General features: G+C 57.9%; 13 protein-coding genes. 7 read left to right on the plus strand and 6 right to left on the minus strand.

What is annotated here, in order from left to right:
- Positions 1–52 precede the first annotated feature (52 nt).
- Positions 53–1942, minus strand: a complete 1890-nt coding sequence (nagB, locus tag ACILSR_RS12710; protein WP_395750152.1) for a glucosamine-6-phosphate deaminase — start codon at positions 1940–1942, stop codon at positions 53–55.
- Between the two features lie 248 nt (positions 1943–2190).
- Here nagB and ACILSR_RS12715 point away from each other — a divergent pair, with 248 nt between their 5' ends.
- From ACILSR_RS12715 to ACILSR_RS12740, 6 genes are all read left to right on the plus strand, one after another.
- Positions 2191–3438 carry a substrate-binding domain-containing protein gene (locus tag ACILSR_RS12715; RefSeq protein WP_395750153.1) on the plus strand — a complete coding sequence of 416 codons (1248 nt, stop codon included), beginning with the start codon at positions 2191–2193 and terminating at the stop codon, positions 3436–3438.
- A 78-nt stretch (positions 3439–3516) separates the two neighbouring features.
- Positions 3517–8049, plus strand: coding sequence for a beta strand repeat-containing protein (locus ACILSR_RS12720; RefSeq protein ID WP_395750154.1), 4533 nt, complete (start codon positions 3517–3519; stop codon positions 8047–8049).
- Positions 8050–8080: 31 nt separating this feature from the next.
- Entirely contained in the window at positions 8081–8314 is a 234-nt protein-coding gene (locus tag ACILSR_RS12725) for a hypothetical protein (protein WP_395750155.1), read from the plus strand.
- Positions 8315–8491: 177 nt separating this feature from the next.
- Complete coding sequence (locus tag ACILSR_RS12730; RefSeq protein ID WP_395750156.1) at positions 8492–9472, plus strand: hypothetical protein; 981 nt, start codon at positions 8492–8494, stop codon at positions 9470–9472.
- Between the two features lie 145 nt (positions 9473–9617).
- On the plus strand, positions 9618–10862 hold the full coding sequence (locus tag ACILSR_RS12735) for an MFS transporter (protein WP_395750157.1): 1245 nt from the start codon (positions 9618–9620) through the stop codon (positions 10860–10862).
- Between the two features lie 112 nt (positions 10863–10974).
- Positions 10975–11874 (plus strand): HAD-IIA family hydrolase, encoded by a 900-nt coding sequence (locus ACILSR_RS12740; RefSeq protein WP_395750158.1) that lies wholly within the window; start codon positions 10975–10977, stop codon positions 11872–11874.
- Positions 11875–11977: 103 nt separating this feature from the next.
- Here ACILSR_RS12740 and ACILSR_RS12745 read toward each other — a convergent pair whose 3' ends face one another.
- The 3 genes from ACILSR_RS12745 to ACILSR_RS12755 are packed head-to-tail and all read right to left on the minus strand — an operon-like array spanning position 11978 to position 17355.
- On the minus strand, positions 11978–14623 hold the full coding sequence (locus ACILSR_RS12745) for an alginate lyase family protein (protein WP_395750159.1): 2646 nt from the start codon (positions 14621–14623) through the stop codon (positions 11978–11980).
- Between the two features lie 54 nt (positions 14624–14677).
- Positions 14678–16129, minus strand: coding sequence for a sulfatase (locus ACILSR_RS12750; RefSeq protein WP_395750160.1), 1452 nt, complete (start codon positions 16127–16129; stop codon positions 14678–14680).
- Positions 16126–17355 carry an acyltransferase family protein gene (locus ACILSR_RS12755; RefSeq protein WP_395750161.1) on the minus strand — a complete coding sequence of 410 codons (1230 nt, stop codon included), beginning with the start codon at positions 17353–17355 and terminating at the stop codon, positions 16126–16128. Before ACILSR_RS12755 ends, ACILSR_RS12750 begins: the two co-directional genes overlap by 4 nt.
- Positions 17356–17745: 390 nt before the next feature.
- Between ACILSR_RS12755 and ACILSR_RS12760 the strand changes: the two genes are divergently transcribed.
- Positions 17746–17964: a hypothetical protein gene (locus ACILSR_RS12760; protein WP_395750162.1), complete on the plus strand. Its 219-nt coding sequence runs from the start codon at positions 17746–17748 to the stop codon at positions 17962–17964.
- Here ACILSR_RS12760 and ACILSR_RS12765 read toward each other — a convergent pair.
- Positions 17951–18178, minus strand: a complete 228-nt coding sequence (locus ACILSR_RS12765; RefSeq protein WP_395750163.1) for a hypothetical protein — start codon at positions 18176–18178, stop codon at positions 17951–17953. The genes ACILSR_RS12760 and ACILSR_RS12765 overlap by 14 nt on opposite strands.
- Before the next feature lie 9 nt (positions 18179–18187).
- The gene (locus tag ACILSR_RS12770) at positions 18188–18634 is read right to left on the minus strand and encodes a cadherin-like beta sandwich domain-containing protein (protein ID WP_395750164.1); all 447 of its coding nucleotides are present in this window, start codon (positions 18632–18634) and stop codon (positions 18188–18190) included.
- Positions 18635–18881: the final 247 nt, after the last annotated feature.

The following is an 18881-nucleotide window of genomic DNA, read 5'->3' on the forward strand; positions in this document are numbered from 1 at the left end:
GAGGGATGCCCCGGTCCGCAAACTCATGCGGGCCTGGGCATTTGCTTTTTTGCTACCTCTTCCATCGTCTAAAACATTCAATGGCTTCGTACTGCGCGAGTCCGAGCGCATCGTAGCAAGCGGCCATGGATCGGTTTTGCTGAGGCACGGATCGTTCCTGGCTGCTGAGTGACTGGAAGCGGTTGATCGAACGGTTTTTGGTCTCCAGTTGAAGCGGGCTCATGGGCACAGCCATGTCAATCTCATGGGGTTCGAACATTTTTTCCTTGGCTGGAAACAGCCATGTCGAGCTAGTTTGCAGATACTCTGCATCCTGACACTGAGACCAGGCTGCTTCGATTAGACGAAAAGTCAGGGCGGGGACAGAATTGGGATCAGCCGAGTGGCCGGTGAGGTAGATTTGGTGCGGCTTCACCTGACGTAAGATGGCAGCAATCTTGTCCACGTCAGCCGGGCCGGTGCTAAAGCGGCGGTAGCGGCCGTTTTCATAAAAGGGCAGGTCGGCGAAAATGACGCGTTCGACAGGAATGCGGAGCAGGCTGCATGCATCGCGGGACTCTCCGCGAAGTACCAGACCTTTGAGCTGACGCAATGAGGGTGGATCTTCCCCGAACTCGCCTTTGGCCTTGACGACTTCGAGCAGATCGCTGGCATACTTCTTTTGCACCGCCCAGGAATCTCCGCCGCAGCCGGTGGCCGCTAGTTCTGCGAGAGTGCTGACGAATTTTTCCGCCTCGCTGTCATTGACCCTCAAAGAGCCGTTTGTCAGACAGATGAGCCAGACTTCATTGCCTTGCTCCTGCAAGCGGTCGATGGTGCCCCCCATCGCGATGAGAGCGTCCTGAGGTTCGGGACTGAAGACAAGACAGCGCTTGGGGTAGGGGTGGGCTTTCTCAGGTCGGAAGGTGTCGCTTTCGCGGGGTTTGCCACCCGGCCACCCTGTGATGGTATGCTGCAGGCGATTGAAAATGCGGATGTTCAACTGATAGGCCGGGCCTTGATCGCTGAGGAGGTCTGAGAGGCCGTGTTCATTGTAGTCTTCATCCGTTATTTTGAGAACGGGACGGTTGAGTTTGTCACTAAGCCAGCAGACTGCACGCATCGTCTCTGCCGGGGGCCACTGCACCGGCCCGACCAGCCAGGGCAGCTTTTCGCGGGTGAGTTCTTTCCCGGCCGCGTGGTCAATGAAGAAGCACGCATTGGCGTGTTCTTGAAGGAATGAGGCCGAAACTGCGTCGGTCACGGGCTTCTCAACAGCGCGGGCCACGATCGCCGCTTTTCCCTCTCCCCAGGCCATCAGTACAATTTTCTTCGCACGTAGAATGGTGCCAACTCCCATGGTGATGGCAAAACGGGGCACGTTTTCCTCGCCGCGAAAATCGCCGGCGGCATCCAGCCGTGTCAGCCTGTCGAGGGTGATGCGCCTTGTCTGAGTTTCTTTGGTGGAGCCAGGTTCGTTGAACCCAATGTGTCCGGTGCGGCCGATGCCCAGGATCTGCAAGTCGATGCCTCCGGCGGCTTCGATCTTCTCTTCATAGTCACGGCAGTGGGCGAAGATTTGATCGCCAGGAATGCTGCCTTTGGGGATGTGGATGTTGTCCTTTTGGATGTCGATGTGGTCGTACAACTGATCCGCCATGAATCTGGCATAGCTTTCGGGATGGTCTTCCTTGAGGCCATAATATTCGTCAAGATTGAAGGTGATGAGGTTTCTAAAACTCAGTGACTCTTCGCGATGCAGCCTGATGAGTTCACGATAGAATGGGAGGGGGGTCGAGCCCGTGGCCAATCCCAGCACGACGGTTTTATTCTTCTGGTGACGCGATTCCAGCAGCTCGCGAACTTGGATGGCAAGTTCACGAGCTGCCTCGACGGGACTGTCGAACATGAAGGTCGGTATTTTTTCGAATACCTCAGCGTGAGAACGGGGGGCGGATGACATGGGTGAGAAGAAACGACGGCAGTAGGATGAATGGAGAGAGCGCCAGGACGCCGCGCCAAGGTGGGTTTAAACCGGCGGGTCTGACTGCATTGGAAGGGACTTTGCAGATGTCTCGCTGCTGAAACGGTTGTGTGATTTTGTGACCGTTTTTTTCGGGCCGGAGGATTCCGTTAAAATCAAAAAAGATGCTGCCTTCCAGCAACCGGAGCCAGGGGGTGAACATATGCAGATGAACCCCGGAACTGTTATTGCACTCCCAGTTACAGCATCACCTCCAGTCTTCTGGTGTCAAAAAACCCGCTAAAGCCGCAGGCCTGCAAGTCGTCGTACTTATCGACGATACCAATTCATACGCGCGTGACCTGCTGCGTGGGATAAGCCGGTATCAGCAGCAGAGCCTTCATCCCTGGAGTCTTTACATCATCCGCCGTCGCAGGTTTGAGCCGCCTCCTGAGTGTTTGAAGCGATGGGGAAGCCGGGGTGTCATCGCGCGGGTGGATTCTCTGGAGGTGGAGGAATCATTGAAGGAGACCGGGCTGCCGGTGGTCAATGTAAGCGGGGCATTAAAGAATCCATTTTTTCCAACCTTCGTGCAGGAGCCCTTTCTTGCGGCCAAAATGGCCTTGAAATGTTTTGAGGACCGAGGCTTTCGACATCACGCTTTTGTAGGCGAATCGCAGCAGCAGTGGTCATTGGAGCGGTGCCGGCATTTGTCAGATCTGCTTGGGCTGAGAGGCAAAGAGCTTTCAAGACTGCTGATCCATCCGGATGATTTTGCCGCGGAAGGAATTTCGAAACTCATCTTGAACTGGCTGGTGAAACAACCGCGCCCGCTTGCCGTCTGGGCGGGCGATGACGAGATGGGCATCAATGTCATCAATGCCTGTCTGAGAGAGGGGATTCGCGTGCCGGAAGATGTGGCGGTCCTGGGAGTGGACAATGACATTTCAGTGGTGGAAATCTGCACGCCTCCGTTGTCCAGCGTGATTCTGGACGGGGAAGGAGCGGGCTACAAGGCCGCCCAGACCCTCGATAGCTGGATGGCGGGGCATCAACCCCCAAGCGGGATCATCTCAGCGCTGCCCCCGAGGGGAATTGCCTTTCGAAGAAGCACGGATGTATGTGCGGTCGAAGACCCGCATGTGGGCCGTGCGTTGCGCATCATCCAGAAAGAGGCTTGCCGGGGGTTGCGTGTCAGCGATCTCGTGGATCGTGTGCCAATCTCAAGACGTCAGCTGGAGGTGCGATTCAAAGGCTTGCTGAATCGCACTTTGCTGGATGAGATCTGGCGCGTGCAATGCGAGCACGCATGCCTGCATCTTGAGCAATCCGATCTCTCCATGATCGAAATAGCCGAGCGCTGCGGCTACGAGCATCTGGAGCACTTCAGCAAAGTATTCAAAAAAGTCATGGGGCATCCGCCGGGCAGACATCGGCAGATGCATGTGTTCAGAACGGGGGCGGCATCAGCTCATCGGTCACGCAATTGTTCATAAGGATGACGCCAATGTTCATGGTTCATCCCTGCTGATGGGGCAACCACAACATGCATAAAGAATACTGCCTGATCAATTATGAGCCGACGCGACAACACTCAAAAAATTTGCCGGATAGCCATGGGCATCACGTTCACGTTGAACTTGTCTTTTGCGCAATTGAGAGCAGCGGTGATCTTGAAGGCGGACAATGCGGATAATCTCAATCTACCTTCCAGTTGGGTGGGCGGGGTCGTTCCAGGTGCGGGAGATGTGGCGCGCTGGGCCGCGGGGGTGAGCTCGTCCAATACGGTGCTTCTCGGGGCGAATACAAGCTGGCAGGGTATTTCCATTTTGGCGCCTTCCGGGCTGGTCACCATCGGATCGGGAAATACTCTGACGCTTGGGCGCGCAGGAATTGACATGAGTGCAGCGACACAAGACCTGACCATCACATCGGGCCTGACTTTGCTGGGCAATGCAGCCCAGACATGGAATGTCGCGGCAGGGCGGACGCTCACTCTCAATACGGGGCTTTTTACCCGGGGGAGTGGTTCCATTCTAAATATCCAGGGGGCAGGAACCCTGGCTGCCAGCACGATTTCCAATGATGCCACCGGAATCATCGGGCCTTGGGCCAGTCTGGGGACCGGAGGGGCCACGCAGTATGCAATGGTGAGCGGTGGTAACATCACAGGTTATACCGGGACTGCTGCGATCACGGCGGCAGACATCACTGATACTACAGGGACGATCAATTATGACTTGGCTGCCGCTGGCGCTTCTGGGGCTGGAGCCTCATTCAACACGGTTCGCTACACCGGGGGGGCGGGCACAATCACGGGGGCAATTACGGCGAATGGAATTTTGAACGTCGGCGGCGGCCTTCTTACCTTTGGCAATGGGGTCAACATCGGAGCCAGCAAAGAGTTAGTGGTAAGCACTGCCAGCGGGGATGTGGCCTTCTCGGATCTGGTGAGTGACAACGCTTCCGGTTCTTCCTCCTTGATCAAATCGGGGGCTGGTACGCTCAGTGTCAACGCCGTCAGCACCTACACAGGACTAACAGTCATCAATGAGGGCATATTCAAAGCAGGGGCGAGTGCGTCATCCTCTGGCTCCACATCATCGGCACTGGGAACCAATGCCTCGGGGACTGTGGTGAGCGACGGAGCCACCTTGGATATCAATGCGAAAATGTTGGGATTGGAAGCAATTACAATTTTTGGATCTGGTGTGGGCGGGAACGGAGCGATAGTGAGCGGTACTGCCACTCAACAGAGCAACGCGCTGAGCTTTTTGACCCTGGGATCCGACGCGACCATCGGAGGAGCCGGCCGATGGGACATTCGAAATAATTCGCCGTCGCTCAATATGAACGGTTTTACCCTGACCAAGACAGGGGCAAACTATGTAGGCCTTGTGGGGGTAGCGTTCAGCAATACGGGAAACATTGATGTGGTTCAGGGGGAGCTGAACTTCGCGGGAGTGACGGGAGGGACTGCCGCCAGCACGATCACTGTTCGGAACGGAGCCACTCTGTCTGTTTTTGCACAGGGCACCGCAGTCGCATGGACTCTCAATTTGCTTAATGGCGCCATTCTGCAGAGTGAAAATGGAGTCACGACGCAGAATAATTTTTCAGGTCCTGTCAATTTGACGGGTGTTGTTACTTTTGACACGATTGATCGTCAATTGACAGTCACCGGCAGCATTGGTGAGCAGGCAGCGGGCGCCAGCATCAGCAAGATAGGTTCCGGAGTGCTCAATCTATCGGGTGCGAACAACACTTTCACCGGTGGAATCACGATATCCGCAGGTATTGTTTCACTGCGCAACACAGCAACCAAGCCCGGCGCCGGCACCATTAGCGTTGGAGCATCAGGAGGTCTCGGTCTGGGGACTGGCGGCGCGGGATTCTATTCTGCCGCGGACGTTGATTCTCTTTGGAACAACACCTTCTCGGGGGTGAGCATGAACGCGACCTCTGTCGTGGGCATTGATACCACGGCGGGAAACTTCACCTACAGTACTTCGCAGTCGACGCGGGGGCTCACGAAGCTGGGAATCAATATTTTGACGATTACAGGCGTGAATACTTATGCCGGAAATACGACCATCAACCAAGGTACTCTCAAAGCAGGCGTGGCTGGTGCTCTTCCTTTCGGTGCGGGCAAAGGCAACGTGGTATTTGACAGCTTCGAAACTGCCACCCTTGACCTGAATGGGTTTGATGTATCGATCAACGGTCTGGTCCAGGCGAACAACAATTCCAACAGCAGGGTCGTGAATAATGCAACGGGTACCGCAAAGACGCTTACCCTTGGAAACGGAAATGCGACGGCGGTTTATGCGGGCGTGATTGTGAACAACACCGCAGGCACCGGCACAGTGGCCGTGGTCAAAACGGGTTCGGGCACACAAACACTCCGTGGAATCAACACCTACACCGGCGGCACGACGATTCTGTATGGAACGCTGACGTTGGATTTTGCAAACAACGCCACCAATCTTCTCTCGAGCACAGGGGCTGTAATCCTTGGAGGTCCGATCACGTCTCAGCGCCAGCTTGGGCTTGCAACCGTGATGCCTACGCTTTCGATGACAGGCAAGGCGAGCACTACCAACAGCCAGACGATCAGCGGCCTGACGTTGAATGCCGCCAGCAACCAGGTTTCCGTCACAGCAAATGCGACGGCGAATCCGATCGTTTTAAATTTGGGAGCGATCACCCGAAACGTGGCTGGATTGGTGAATTTTGTCACACCCACAGGCGCCGCCTCTGCCACCAATGGCATCACAACAAGCACGGCTGTGGACGCGACCAGCGGGATCATAGGCGGATGGGCGGCCGTGGGCGGCAACGATTATGCGGCTAAAAGCGGCAGCAACATTGTCGCCTACACGGGCTACACGGCATTGGCAACAGGAGGAACGATCTCCGGCAATGCAGCAGGCAATGCGAGGGTGACCACGGCCGCAATCAGTGCGTCCACGGCAAATGCGGCGACCACCGACATTGCAACTCTGAGCTTTGGCACGGGGGCTTCTGGTGCGAACACGATTACGGTGGGAGCAGCGGGCACTGGCAGCACTGGCATTTTGAGGCTCGGTGCGCAGGGCGGTATTCTCATCGGCTCGGGGACGGCTTCAAACACCACCCTGTCTATTGGCAATGTCGTGGGCAACGGCAAGCTGACTGCCGGAGGAGCAGACAATGTTGCCGGGGAGATTGCCATCCTGGATTTCGGGGCCGGTTCGTCGAATGGTGTGACTGTTAAGTCCACCATTGTTGATAATGGAACGGGGGCGGTCAGGCTGGTGATCGGTCAATACAATGGTGGAAATGTCGGCGTCGCCCTTAGCGGTGCGAACACCTATTCGGGTGGCACATGGCTGAACTCTGGGCGAGTCCGGATTGATAACTCGGGTGCATTCGGAACGGGAGTTGTCAACGTGAGTGCCGGAGCTCAGGTCTATGTCAATTTGACCAATGCCACCATCTCCAATGATTTCAATATCGCGGGAGGCGGATCAGTTTTAGGCGTGGATACTGCGGTTGCGATACGGCTGGGAACCAACACCACGCTTAGCGGAACGATCACGCTCAAAGCCGACTCAGCCATCGGAGGCGGATCAGGTACTATCAGCGGACAGATTCAGGGGGTATACCAGCTCACGATTGGAAGGGCTGCAACGGGAGGGGCCGCCACCGGGCTGATCACGCTAACAGGGGACAACACCTACACCGGCGCGACGAACATTGCAGAAAGCACGCTGCAACTGGGCAATGGAGGGACCACAGGGAGCATCAACTCGACCAGTGGGATTAACATTGCCAGCGGAGCCAGTCTCAAAACCAGCCGCAGCGATAGTTTGGCAGTTACCCAGTCCATCACTGGCAGCGGGACCGTTGAGGTGGCAAATACGAGCACCGGCACCACGGTATTTACCAGCAACTCCAACACGTACTCGGGTACAACGACAGTCACCAGCGGAGCACTGCAGGTTGGCACCGCCGGTGTCGGGGCTACTGGAACGGGAGCCGTAACCGTGCAGAACGGTGGCACAATATTAGGAACAGGGGTTGTCAAAGGCGCCTCTTTTACGGCCAGCAGCGGAGCAATGGTGCAGGCTGGGGATGGCACAGCTCAGTCCAACTATGGAACACTCACTTTTACGCCAGTTTCCGGTTCCGGCAATTTCAGCTTCCAATCTGGAAGCTCCGTCATTCTAGGCATCAATCCGGGTGGTACAGGAGACAAGCTGGTCTTCGACGGACTTTCAGCCGGCACGCTTTCATTCAATGGGAATCTAACGGTCACTGCTTCAGGCTACACGCCGGTGCAGGCCACCACTTTTGACCTCATCGACTGGTCGAACGTGAACACGACAAGCTTTGACAGCCGCTTCAGTGCCAGCTCTTACGCCGGCTATCTGCTGGGAAACGGAGATGACAATCTTGGTTTTGATCTTCCGGACATCAGCGGTTCCGGCTTCGCGTGGGACATCAGGAATTTCATGATCAACGGCAGCATTTCCACCATTTCTATCGTGCCGGAGCCGGGGCGCATGTTGTTTCTAGCCCTGGGCATTGGTGGACTGCTGGCGCGCCGCCGACGTGTGGCATGAGGAATCAAGATGAACCCTCCTACTTTAAGCCATGCCTCCTCCTCCTAAATACTCTGCGGAACAAAAAGCCAGCTTTCTCAAGATGGCGCGCGAGATGCAGCGTGCGGGTGTCACGCGCCAGGTCATCGCCCTGCGGCTGGGCGTTAAACAAACATCTCTGGCCGCATGGCTGAGGGAGCAGACGCTCAATCTGCTCTATCCGCCTGCTCCTCCCAGCATGCCCCACAATCGTGCAAAGCCCATCAAGGCATCCCGACTTCTATGAGGAAAAGAGCGAAGACACCTCAAGCTGAAACCAGGAAAAACCAGCCAGGGCGCGCCGCGAAAAGGCCGTTCAGCAATTTGGTGTCTCGCATGCGGTCCTCTTTGGCCGGAACTTTTCGCGACATTCTTCAGATCCATTTGCCTGTCACACTTCGAACACCCCACTCTTGTCCCATTCATGAAACCAACTCTTGTTCTCAACGGCCAGTTTCCCAGGGTGAATCTTGAAGAGCTCGACGCCATTCCTGGTGTGCGTTGTGTCGCGGTCTGGTTGACTGTTTCGACTGCGCAAAGACTTTTGGAGCGGAACGTCCACAACCGCAAATTTTCCGAGAATGTGGTGCAAAAATACGTGATGGAAATCAAGGCGGGTGAGTGGCGTCTGACTCCAGCAGGCATAGGTTTTAATGACAAGGGAGAACTGGTGGATGGACAGCACAGACTCCATGCAATCGTCCGCGCCAAAACCGCTGTCCCGATGTTGATTACACTGGGGCTGCCCAGTTCGAGTCAGGAAAAGGTGGACCGCCAGCGGCGTCGCACACTGTTTGATGCCTTGTATCTCGCCGGTCTGGCCATCAGTCGTCAGGAAGTGGAAATTGCCGCATGCCTCACGCGCAGATTTGTCCGCAGTGAGAGTGGCGTGGTGCCCTCCGACTTTCTGGTCAAACAGACTCTTGAATGCCACATTGAACACATTCGAGCAGTCATTGCCGCGATGAAAGGGGCCAATAAAAACACCCGTGGCCTGAGCCAGGCTTCATTCCTTTCTGCCGCGGTGCTGTATCATGAAATTGACGCCGTCAAATCGCTCGAATTTTTGGAGGGTGTGCGCACGGGAACGATGCTGACAGAAGATCATCCGGCGATGCGGCTGCGCCGTTTTCTGCTTGGGGAAACGACCGTTAAAAGCCTGCCGCGGGGCGGAGCCAATCAGAGTTTTATTTTTCGCCGGGCCGTGTTTGCCATGCAGGCTCACCTTGAGGGAAGAAACATTTCGGGGCTTCGTGAGGCCGAAGACTTTCAAGTGAAGAAACAGCCGCTGGCCGCCAATGAGGTCCGCTCCCTGGCCAGAGGTCAGCAGCCATCGCTCATGAGTCAATTGCTTTCAGAAGAACTGCTGCAGGCTGATGAAATGATTGATTTGAAGGCACACTGAATGCCGTCGGCAGGTGGCCAGACCTTGGAACTTATGACGCTGGCGTGAGGCAGATCCGTTCTGCGAAGAGCTTGGAGACGGCGGCGCTTTTGATGAAGGCTATGAAGCAGAATACACAATCTAAAAACCAGCTGGAAGAACAGCCATGAGCATTTCAATGAGCCAGTCTTCCATTCGCGCACGTCTGTCATGGGTGATGTTCATCCAATACTTCATATGGGCGTGCTGGTATGTCAGCATGGGCACCTATTTGGTGAACACTCTGCACTTTGACGGTGCGCAGGTGGGCCTGGCCTACGGAGCATTTGCGATTGCAGCCATGATCTCTCCTTTCATCACCGGGCTGATCGCCGACCGCTGGTTTGCAACGGAGCACATCATCGGCGTGCTTGGTCTGCTGGGCGGACTGGTCATGCTGGTGATCCCGCAGTTGCGAAATTTCGGTGCTTTTTATCCAGTGCTGATTCTCTACTGCATTTTGTATGTGCCCACCCTGGCCTGTGGAAATGCGCTGGCGCTGCACCACCTTGAAAATGCCAGGCGGGATTTTCCCCGCGTGAAGCTTTTCTCCGCCGTGGGTTTTATCGCGGGACTGGTCGTTCTCAATCTGGTGGACGGTGCGGAGTCGAGCATTCAGTTCTATCTGGCGGGCAGCGGTTCGCTGCTCCTGGGTATCATGGCCTTCTTCCTGCCCCACACACCGCCGCCGAAGAAGGGCGGGGATGTCCGGCTGGGGGAGGTGCTCGGTCTGGATGCGCTGGCCTTGCTGAAGAGGCCCTCATTTGCCGTGTTCATCATTGCCATGTTTTTTCTCTGCATCCCGCTGTACTTCTATTTTGTGAACCTTGGCATCTATCTCACTGAGTTGAAATGGGAGAACATGCTGGTAAAGACATCCCTCGCGCAGCTTTCGGATGTGGTGTTTTTCCTCCTGCTGCCCTGGTTTCTGCAGCGTCTCGGTTACAAAAAGACGATCCTCCTGGGGACGGCCTGCTGGGTGGTGAGGTATTTCCTGCTCGCGGGCAGTGTTTCAGCCGGAACTTCACAGGCAGCCCTCATCTTTGCCGCGATATTGCTGCATGGGGCCTGTTATGACTTTCTGTTCATCGCCGGCCAGTTGTATGTGGACGAGACGGCCGGTGCACGCATGCGCGGTGCTGCGCAGGGGCTGATTGCTTTTGTCACCTGGGGGGCGGGTTCTTTCGTGGGCACGCTGCTGGCTGGAGAGGTGTTGCAGCGGAAGGCGCTTTCGCCTCCAGCTGTCGGCCTGCTGCATGAATGGCAGTTGATCTGGCAGGTTCCCGCGTGGTGTGCCGTGGGAGTGTGGATCTTTTTCGCCGCTTTTTTCCGCGAGAGCCATGCTCTGCCTGTCGTGGTCGAGGATGCGTGAAGGCGATCTGAAAGCCTCGCCCAATTGAGAAGCCTTTGGTCAGGGACATCCAAAAGATATCAGGCATGCCCGTGATCGTCAGAGAACCCACCCGAAACAAAAATCCAGACCCATGCTTCAAACCAAAGGACTACTCATCGACATGGACGGGGTTATCTATCGAGAAAACCATCTGCTCCCGAAAGCGGCGGAATTTATCCAGCACCTCGTGGAATCATCCACGCCGTTCATGTTCGTCACGAACAACTCGGCACCCACGCCTGAGGACTTGGTGGTGAAGCTCAACCATCTCGGCATCAAGGGCATTGCGGCGCGTCATTTTTACACCGCAGCGATGAACACCGCTGAGTTTCTGGCGCAGACGCATCCCTGCTGCACGGCCTTTGTCGTCGGAGATGCCGGGCTGACGCTGGCACTCCAAAAAGCAGGGATCGCCAATGATTCGATCCGTCCGACGTATGTGGTTGTGGGTGAGGGAATGCAATCCAACGAGAAGCTCTCCAAGGCGCACGAGTTGATCGAGAAGGGGGCAAGGCTTGTCGCGACGAACCCGGACAACTGGTGTCCGGTCAAAGGCGAGGTGACGCGGCCGGGAGCGGGTGCGCTGGCAGCCTATCTGGAAGCCAGCACAGGCCAGCGGCCATATTATCTTGGCAAACCCAATCCGTACATGTTTCAACGTGCGCGCCGACTTTTGCAGCGCAGGACGGAGGAGGTGATGATGGTGGGAGACACGATGGAAACGGATATTCGGGGAGCCATTGAGGTGGGCATGCAGGCATGTCTGGTGCTGACGGGCTCGACGCGTCTGGAAGACATCCGCGACTATGTGTACCAGCCTACCTGCGTCATGGAGGGGGTGGCTGAGCTCCTCGAAGATCTCCGTGGCACTGGCGGATCTCGTTCATTGATCAAGCGTCCTGCAACTGAAATGGCCCACCACAAGGCAGGGCCCAAGCATCAGAGTGATCATGGACATCGGCTGCGTCCCCGGCCTGCCATGACGAGATAATATTTCTCGATCCATGAGCGGGAGGCCGGACACCTCCGTGGGACCGAAGATTCTGGCCTTGAGTTGCCCTCAATGTCTTCCGGGCAACTCCAGCGGACACTTTTTAATTTGCAGGGAGGTCTTTGAGCAAAGGAAAGAAGTCGATGTAATGACCGGAACTGAAGCCCGACTGTGTGGCACGCAACTGCCGCGCACATGCGAGGCGCAGCTGCTCCAGCCTGGCGCGATGAGCGGGCAGGAGGGCGAGATTGATGATCTCTTCCGGGTCTTCGGCGAGGTTGTAGAGTTCCTCCTCTTTCGCGTCGCCGCAGTAGCACACGTATTTCCAGACGCCGCTGCGAATCATCGCCCAGTCTGGCATGGCGGCTTCGCCTTTGCCGCCGCGTGCGATGATCCTTTCAGTTTTCTTCACTCCTTCGGGGATTCTTTCGCCCATGTGGTTTTGCACGTTGGTCATCAGCATGGCGTCCCGAGCCAGCTTGCAGTCGGGATCTTTCACGGCTGGCAGCAGGCTGGTGCCATCCATGGAGGCGAGGGGTGTGAGGCCCATGATCTCATGCAGGGTTTTGACCATGTCCGGTCCGCTCACCGGCTCTTCGCTGACGCGGCCCTGCGGGTAATGACCAGGCCAGGAGAAAATGAGAGGGGAGCAGAGTGCGGCATCGTATGGAGCGTCCTTTTTGCTGACGAGGCCGTGCTGCCCGTGAGCGAGTCCCTGGTCCCCGGTGAAGATGATGACGGTGTTGCTGAGCTGATCGGTTTCCTGCAGAGCTTTCGTGAGCCGTCCCACATTTTCATCGATCGCCATGACGCACTCATGGTACTGGCGGATGGCCTCCTGAACACCTTTCCAACGGGGCATGCCGTAGTCTCGGATGTAGGCTGGCTTGCCATCGCGCAGCTTCATGCTCGCGGGTTCTGGAATGTCGGTCACCGCCGCGAGGGCGCCCTTGTGACGCTCGGCGGGGTCTGCGGGCTTGTGAGGGGAGGAGTAGCAGAGCCAGAGAAACCAGGGCTTGTCCTTGCTGCCGAGGGCTTTCATGAAGTCGATCGCCAGATCGGTGTGGCGGTCCACGCTGTAGCCGTCCAGACTGGTGGGAGCGCTGCCGTTGAAGATCATCTTCTGCCCGTAGTAGTAGGCATTGACGAGGCTTTTGCTCCAATGGATGGCGGTGTCCCAGTCGATGCCCAGGGCTGGTGGACGTGAGGAGATGTGCCACTTGCCGATGATGCCGGTGCGGTAGCCGCTTTCCCGCAGGCGCTGAGGCCAGAAAGGATGCTGAGCGATTTCTTGCTTCAAGGATTCGCCAGTGAGCTGAGGTCCGGTGAAGTTCCCTTGAGCGGCATGAGGCAGGTTGCCTGTCATCATGCTGACTCGGGACGGGATGCAATACGCGGCCATGTAAACGCTGTGAAAGCGGACTCCTTTGGCGGCGAGTGCATCCATGTTCGGCGTCTTGACCCAAGGGCTGGCTTGTGGGTAACAACTGACGGCGCGCACAGTCAGATCATCCGCAAAGATGTAGAGCACATTGGGTTTCTTCGGTGCGGCCGCCGAGGCGGGGGAAGAAGGAGGCAGCAGCGTGGTCCAGAGGAGGGGCTGGGTGATGGCGTTGTTCCGGCGGATCTCGAAGTCCTGCGGGTCGGTCTTCAGCGTGCGCCAGAGCTGCAGATACTTGTCTTCGTGAAAGGCGATGCCGCCGAACAGCAAAGCGGGCTGGCGCACGGGCCAGCCTGCCCAGGCGTGGATGTCTGGCTTCAAGGGCCAGGCGGATTTGTCCGCGAGATAGGGATGGAGATAGGCCACGGCCCTGGCCATGCACCTGCCGTCTGGCGCGGTGTAAGTCCACAGATTGTCTGACTGCGTGCTGAGTAGCTGGCAGAGCGCAGCCATGTTATCGAGCTGGAAGATGGAGTAGGCGTAGGGCTTGGTGCGGCCGAGTTCCAAAGGGAAGCCGCCATCGGGGGCGAGCTGCACAGCGAGGAAGACTTCCTTGAACTGGTGGCGACATTCGGCGAGCAGCGCGGCGTCTCCGGTGAGTGTGGCGAAGGCGGCCACCTGCAGCCAGTAGGCCACGGCGTGGTTGTTCTTTGCCTTGGCTTCATTTTTGCCCTTCGTGCTTTCGACGAACCATTTTGTATAATCGGTGAACCACTGGCGCAGGGCATCCAAGGTTTCAGGCGTCATGGCCTTGGAGTCTTTGAGCGCGAGGATGGAGAGCGGGACTTCGATGAGATGGAGCGTGTCGATCAGCCCAGTGCCGCGGTCGGGGGTGGACTTGCCGATGATGGCCTGCGCGTGATCGAGGCTGGGATGCATCCGCGTGGCGGGATCGAGAAAAAACACGCGGAGCAGTTCGACGGCTTTCTGCGCATATTTTTCGTCCTGTGTGAGAAGGTAGGCCGAGGAGAGCGCGGAGGTGGCATCTCGCATGGCCATGAGCGCTTTGCGGTGCTCGTTGAAGTTCTCGGGGTTCGACTGGCCGTCCCGCATAATGTAGGGCCTGCCGTCCGGTTTGTCCGGGTCCGGCCAGAAGTAGTCGCTCATGGAGAAGAACTCATGGGCGGTGCCGGGATTGAGCGGGGAGGGATGCTGGGTGAGGCTGTCCGGCGGCATGAAGAGCGCCTTCTCCGCCAGCGCTAGGATGCGTGCTTGATCCTGCTCGACGACGAGCGAGGGGGCCGGACTGGCGGCATGTGCGTGCAGCAGGAAAGTGAGGCCCAGCAGGGCGGCGCAAAGAGTCTTCATAGGCATGGGGGCACCCTGTGAATGTCCGGGCCGGCGGTGCGGTTGCTTTTCTCTTCACTCACGCGCTTTCGGAGCTTTGCCGTAGTAGGGGAAGTGGTCCCATCCATCGTAGGCGGGATCGAGGCGCGGGTCGTGGGTGTCTTTCATCCACTGATCCACGCGGGCGCGCAATAGCTGGAGCGTTGCGGCGGCTTCGGGCTGGGCTGCGATGTTGTGGATCTGCGCGGGGTCGGCGCGGAGGTCGTAGAGTTCCTCAGCGGGGCGCTTGCCAAAAATGAGCGCGATGAAGTTTGCGTACGCGGCGTCGTTTTGGTGCTTGAGCAGGAAGTCTTTCACCTGCGTGGTGTCAACATCTCCAAAAGGGCGGTCGTGGAGAAAAAATACATCGGGGTCTCCAGCGGGCCAGCGGTCGGGACGGAGGTTGCGGATGTACAAGAAGTCGCGGGTGCGGACGGCTCTGATGGGATAGCTGAGATTGTCCCTCCGCACATCGGCGTGGCGTTCGCGCTCGATGAAGACGGCGTCCCGCACGGTGGGATCGGGCTGGTCGAGGAGGAGTTTTTTGAGGCTGTGCATGCTCATCTCGGATGGAGGAGAGATGCCAGCGAGGTCGAGGAACGTAGGACAGAGATCGGCGACGTTGACGAAGTCGTCCACCTGGCGCCCGGCGGTGACCTGGCGGCCCCAGCGAATGGCGAGGGGCACGCGGGAGCCGGAGTCGTAGCAGTTGGCGAGGCCACGAGGCATCTGCCAGCCGTTGTCGCTGGTGTAGATGATGACGGTGTTTTCGAGCTGTCCGGCTTTTTCCAGCACGGCGAGGGCTGCGGCGGCGGTGCGGTCGAGCTTGATGATGCCGCCATAGTAGTTGAGCAGGTCGTTGCGCAGCTCGGGGCAGTCGGGGAGTTCTGGTGGGATGGGCAGGGACGCGGGGGCGATATTTTCTTCACGGGCGTATTGGGCGAAGTCCATCTTCCCGGCGTGCGTGGCGGTGTCGGTGTTTCCCAGCCAGAAAAAGAAGGGTTTTGTGGCGTCGTGCCTGGCATGAAAATCTGCGAAGCTGGCGAACTTCGGGCCGACGGGATTTTCTTCCCAGCCGGAGATGGCGTGATTGCCTGGGGCCCAGGGCTTGGCGGTGTAGCCAATGTCGTAGCCGGCTTCACGAAGCATCTGGGTGACGACGGGGGTGTCTTTGGGAAAGGCACTCCAGAGGCTGGCGCGCTCGCCGAGCTGATGCGCGGCCTTGCCGGTGAGCAGGCAGGAGCGCGTGGGCGAGCAGGAGGGCACGGGATTGAAAGTGTGGGTGAAGACGACGCCTTCGCGGGCGATGCGGTCAAAGGCTGGCGTGTGCGCGTGAGTGTCTCCGAGTGCACCGGCATTCGGCCAGCGCCAGTTGTCGCCGAGGATGAAAAGAATGTTGGGCCGTTGATCAGCGGCGCGCAGCGGCATGCCCATGATGAGGGCTGCACCGAGAATGAAGAGGCGGCGGAGAAATGCTGGAGAGCTCATAAACGGATGAAGATTTTGCGCTGATAAAGGAACCGGAGAAGCAGCACGGGGAGCAGGAGACCAACGAGGGCGATGGTGAGCAGGCCCGCACCCGAAGCGAGGTGAGTATCGAGAAACACACGAACATCCCCGCCGACGAAGCGAGCGGCGAGTTCTTCGAAATTCACCACGCTCACGAGGAGATAAGCAGTGAGCGCATTGGCCCCGATCCAGAGAAAAGGCGTGGCCCAGCGCTGGCAGCGCCAGACATCGATGACGAGATAGAAGACCCCAAGGAACAGGGAAGAGACGCCGGCGGCGAGGAGGCAGAAGGAGGAGGTCCAGATGCGCTTGATGATGGGGAAGTCGAGCCCCCAGAGCAGACCCAGCACCACGCCGACCGCACCTGCGCCGAGCAGCCACGCGGCTTTGCGGTACCCGCTCCAGCCTGCGGTGGTGAGCACCCATCCGGCCATGATGCCAAACAGGGTGGTGGCCACTGCGGGAATGGTGCTGAGCAGGCCTTCGTTGGTGTAGTAGAAGTTGCGCTTGCGGCCAGGCAGCATCGTGGCGTCCACGTAGTGGGTGAAGTTGCGGCCTTCCTCAAAAACGCCGTGCGTAGTGGCGGCGCCAGCGAAGAGCTGCGCGGGTGTCCGGGCATCGGCTGGCGGGCCTTTTTTCCCCACCGTCGGGTGCTTCAGGCTGACATCGGGAAAGGGCGCGAAGGTGAGCAGGGCCCAGTAACCCATGAGACAGGCGAGCGCGGCCATGATGATGCCCTTGCGCGGCAGAAAGAGATGCAGTGTGGCGGCGGAGAGGTAGCAGAGCGCGATGCGTGGCAGCACGCCGGAAAGCGCAACATCCGGCCATGGGCGCGCGATGCCGCCATAGTACAACACGCCTATGCCGAAGAGAAGCGCACTGCGCCGGAGGATGCGCATGAGCGCGGGTCTGCGCCCGTCCGCCGTCTTTGCGGGATTCAGCGAGAGGACGATGGCGACGCCGACGAGGAAGAGAAAGAGGGGGAAGATGGCGTCATAAAAATGAAACCCGGCCCACTCCACATGCTGGAGCTGGGTGGCGAGGGTGGAGATGAGGGGGCCGCCGCTGGTTTGCTCCAGCGCGTGCGCCACTTGCTCTCCTCCGATGATCCAGAACATGTCGAAGCCACGCAGCGCATCCACCGAAACGAGGCGTGCTGGCCTTGGGGCGGAAGGCGTGGCTGGGGTGATCGACAGTTCGTTCATGCGCGGGTAGAAGAAGGTTTGCTTGTCGCCAAGGCAAATGTTCCGATCAGTGTTTTGGTTTCGTAAATTCCAAGATTTGGTGGTGCTGCCTAAACTCAGCAACACCGCGGAATGTGGGCATTCCCTGCTTTTCATGGCCCTTTTTTTCCTCGCGATGTCCATCAGTACAGCTCATTCTTACCCCGGCAGCCATGCAGAAAAAGTCAGCACTTCACACTTCAAAAGTTAGGATCGGACGGGAAGGACCACCACACAGCCCGACAACCACGGCTTGAGTGATTGACTGCGCTCCCCATGGGGAAGCCAAGGGGGACCGAAAGCTGTGGACGACAACGGTCTATGCAGACTTTGAGCTGTGGGTGGACTGACGCATCAAGAATGCGTCCAAATGTGAACAAAAAAGCACGGATTATTGGTGCTCTTCGGTTGGATCTTGGGGGCTACAGGACCGCTCCAGCCTATGTTGCCAAGATTCATGGCGTGGTGACAACTAAAGTGAAGGCGGAAAAACCGATTGGCGAGTGGAACACGTTCCACGTTGTCATAAAGGATGTCAGCAGCGCGGCAATTGCGATCGTGGATCAACAAGGATACATCAAGGTGAGGTGATCTTTAAGCGCACGAAATGTCGTGCGTTTCCGCTGCTCATTGCTGGTCCGATGCGAACGGTGACTGTCTCTGTTACGCCGTCTCCATTCGGAGTGGCACCAATCTCCGTGACTTCGCCGGCCGGAGTGCCCCAGCTTCCGTTGCTGAGATCCGGCGACGTCTGCACCGTGTAAGTGAGATCGCTGGCTGCGATGCGGCGCGGGTAGGTGAACATGAGGTATTTTTATCCATCGCCGGGATTGATGGCCGTGGTTTGGCTGTAGGGCAGGGGATTCCTGCCATGAGGGTTTAGATTAAAGGCGTACTCTGCGAGGTTCGGGATGCCATCGCCGTCATCATCCCCCGTGAGAGTGGCGGCGTTGTTGGCAAGCTGCCAGTCTTGCAGGAGGGTCCGGCGCGTGAGGGTGATGGTGTAGGTATTGACCGTGGCCAAGTCGGCTGCGGTGACGAGCACATCAATGGTGTTGTCCCCCACATTGAGCGAGAGAGCAGCGCTGGCAGCGCCAGAGGTGAGCGGGGAGTAAGCACCGCCGTTAATGCGCAGCTGAAGCGTGGAGCCTCCGCTGAATGCGTTCGCGGTGACGGTGGTGTTTGTGACACTGTTCCCCACACTGCTGGTGTAAGCGTTGGTCGTGGGGGCAAAGGCCGGACTGAGCGCCCCTGTGCACAATGTGAAGCCGCTGAGGTAGGCGTCGAGCGTGGTGAAGGTGAGATCATTGCCTGTGCTTGTGCCTCCGGCGTTGGTGGCGCTGGCACGGAAGTGATACGTCTTGCCTGGGGCGAGTCCGATGAGAGTGGTGCTGAAGTCTTGCGGTGTCGTGCTGCCCGGGGCCCCGAGTATAACGACCGTGTCGGTGCCGTAGCTGGTGCTGATGCCGGACTGGAACTTCGCGCTCGTGGTGAACGCCAGCCACGTT

It is taken from the genome of Prosthecobacter sp. (assembly GCF_044222565.1).
Taxonomy (GTDB): domain Bacteria; phylum Verrucomicrobiota; class Verrucomicrobiia; order Verrucomicrobiales; family Verrucomicrobiaceae; genus Prosthecobacter.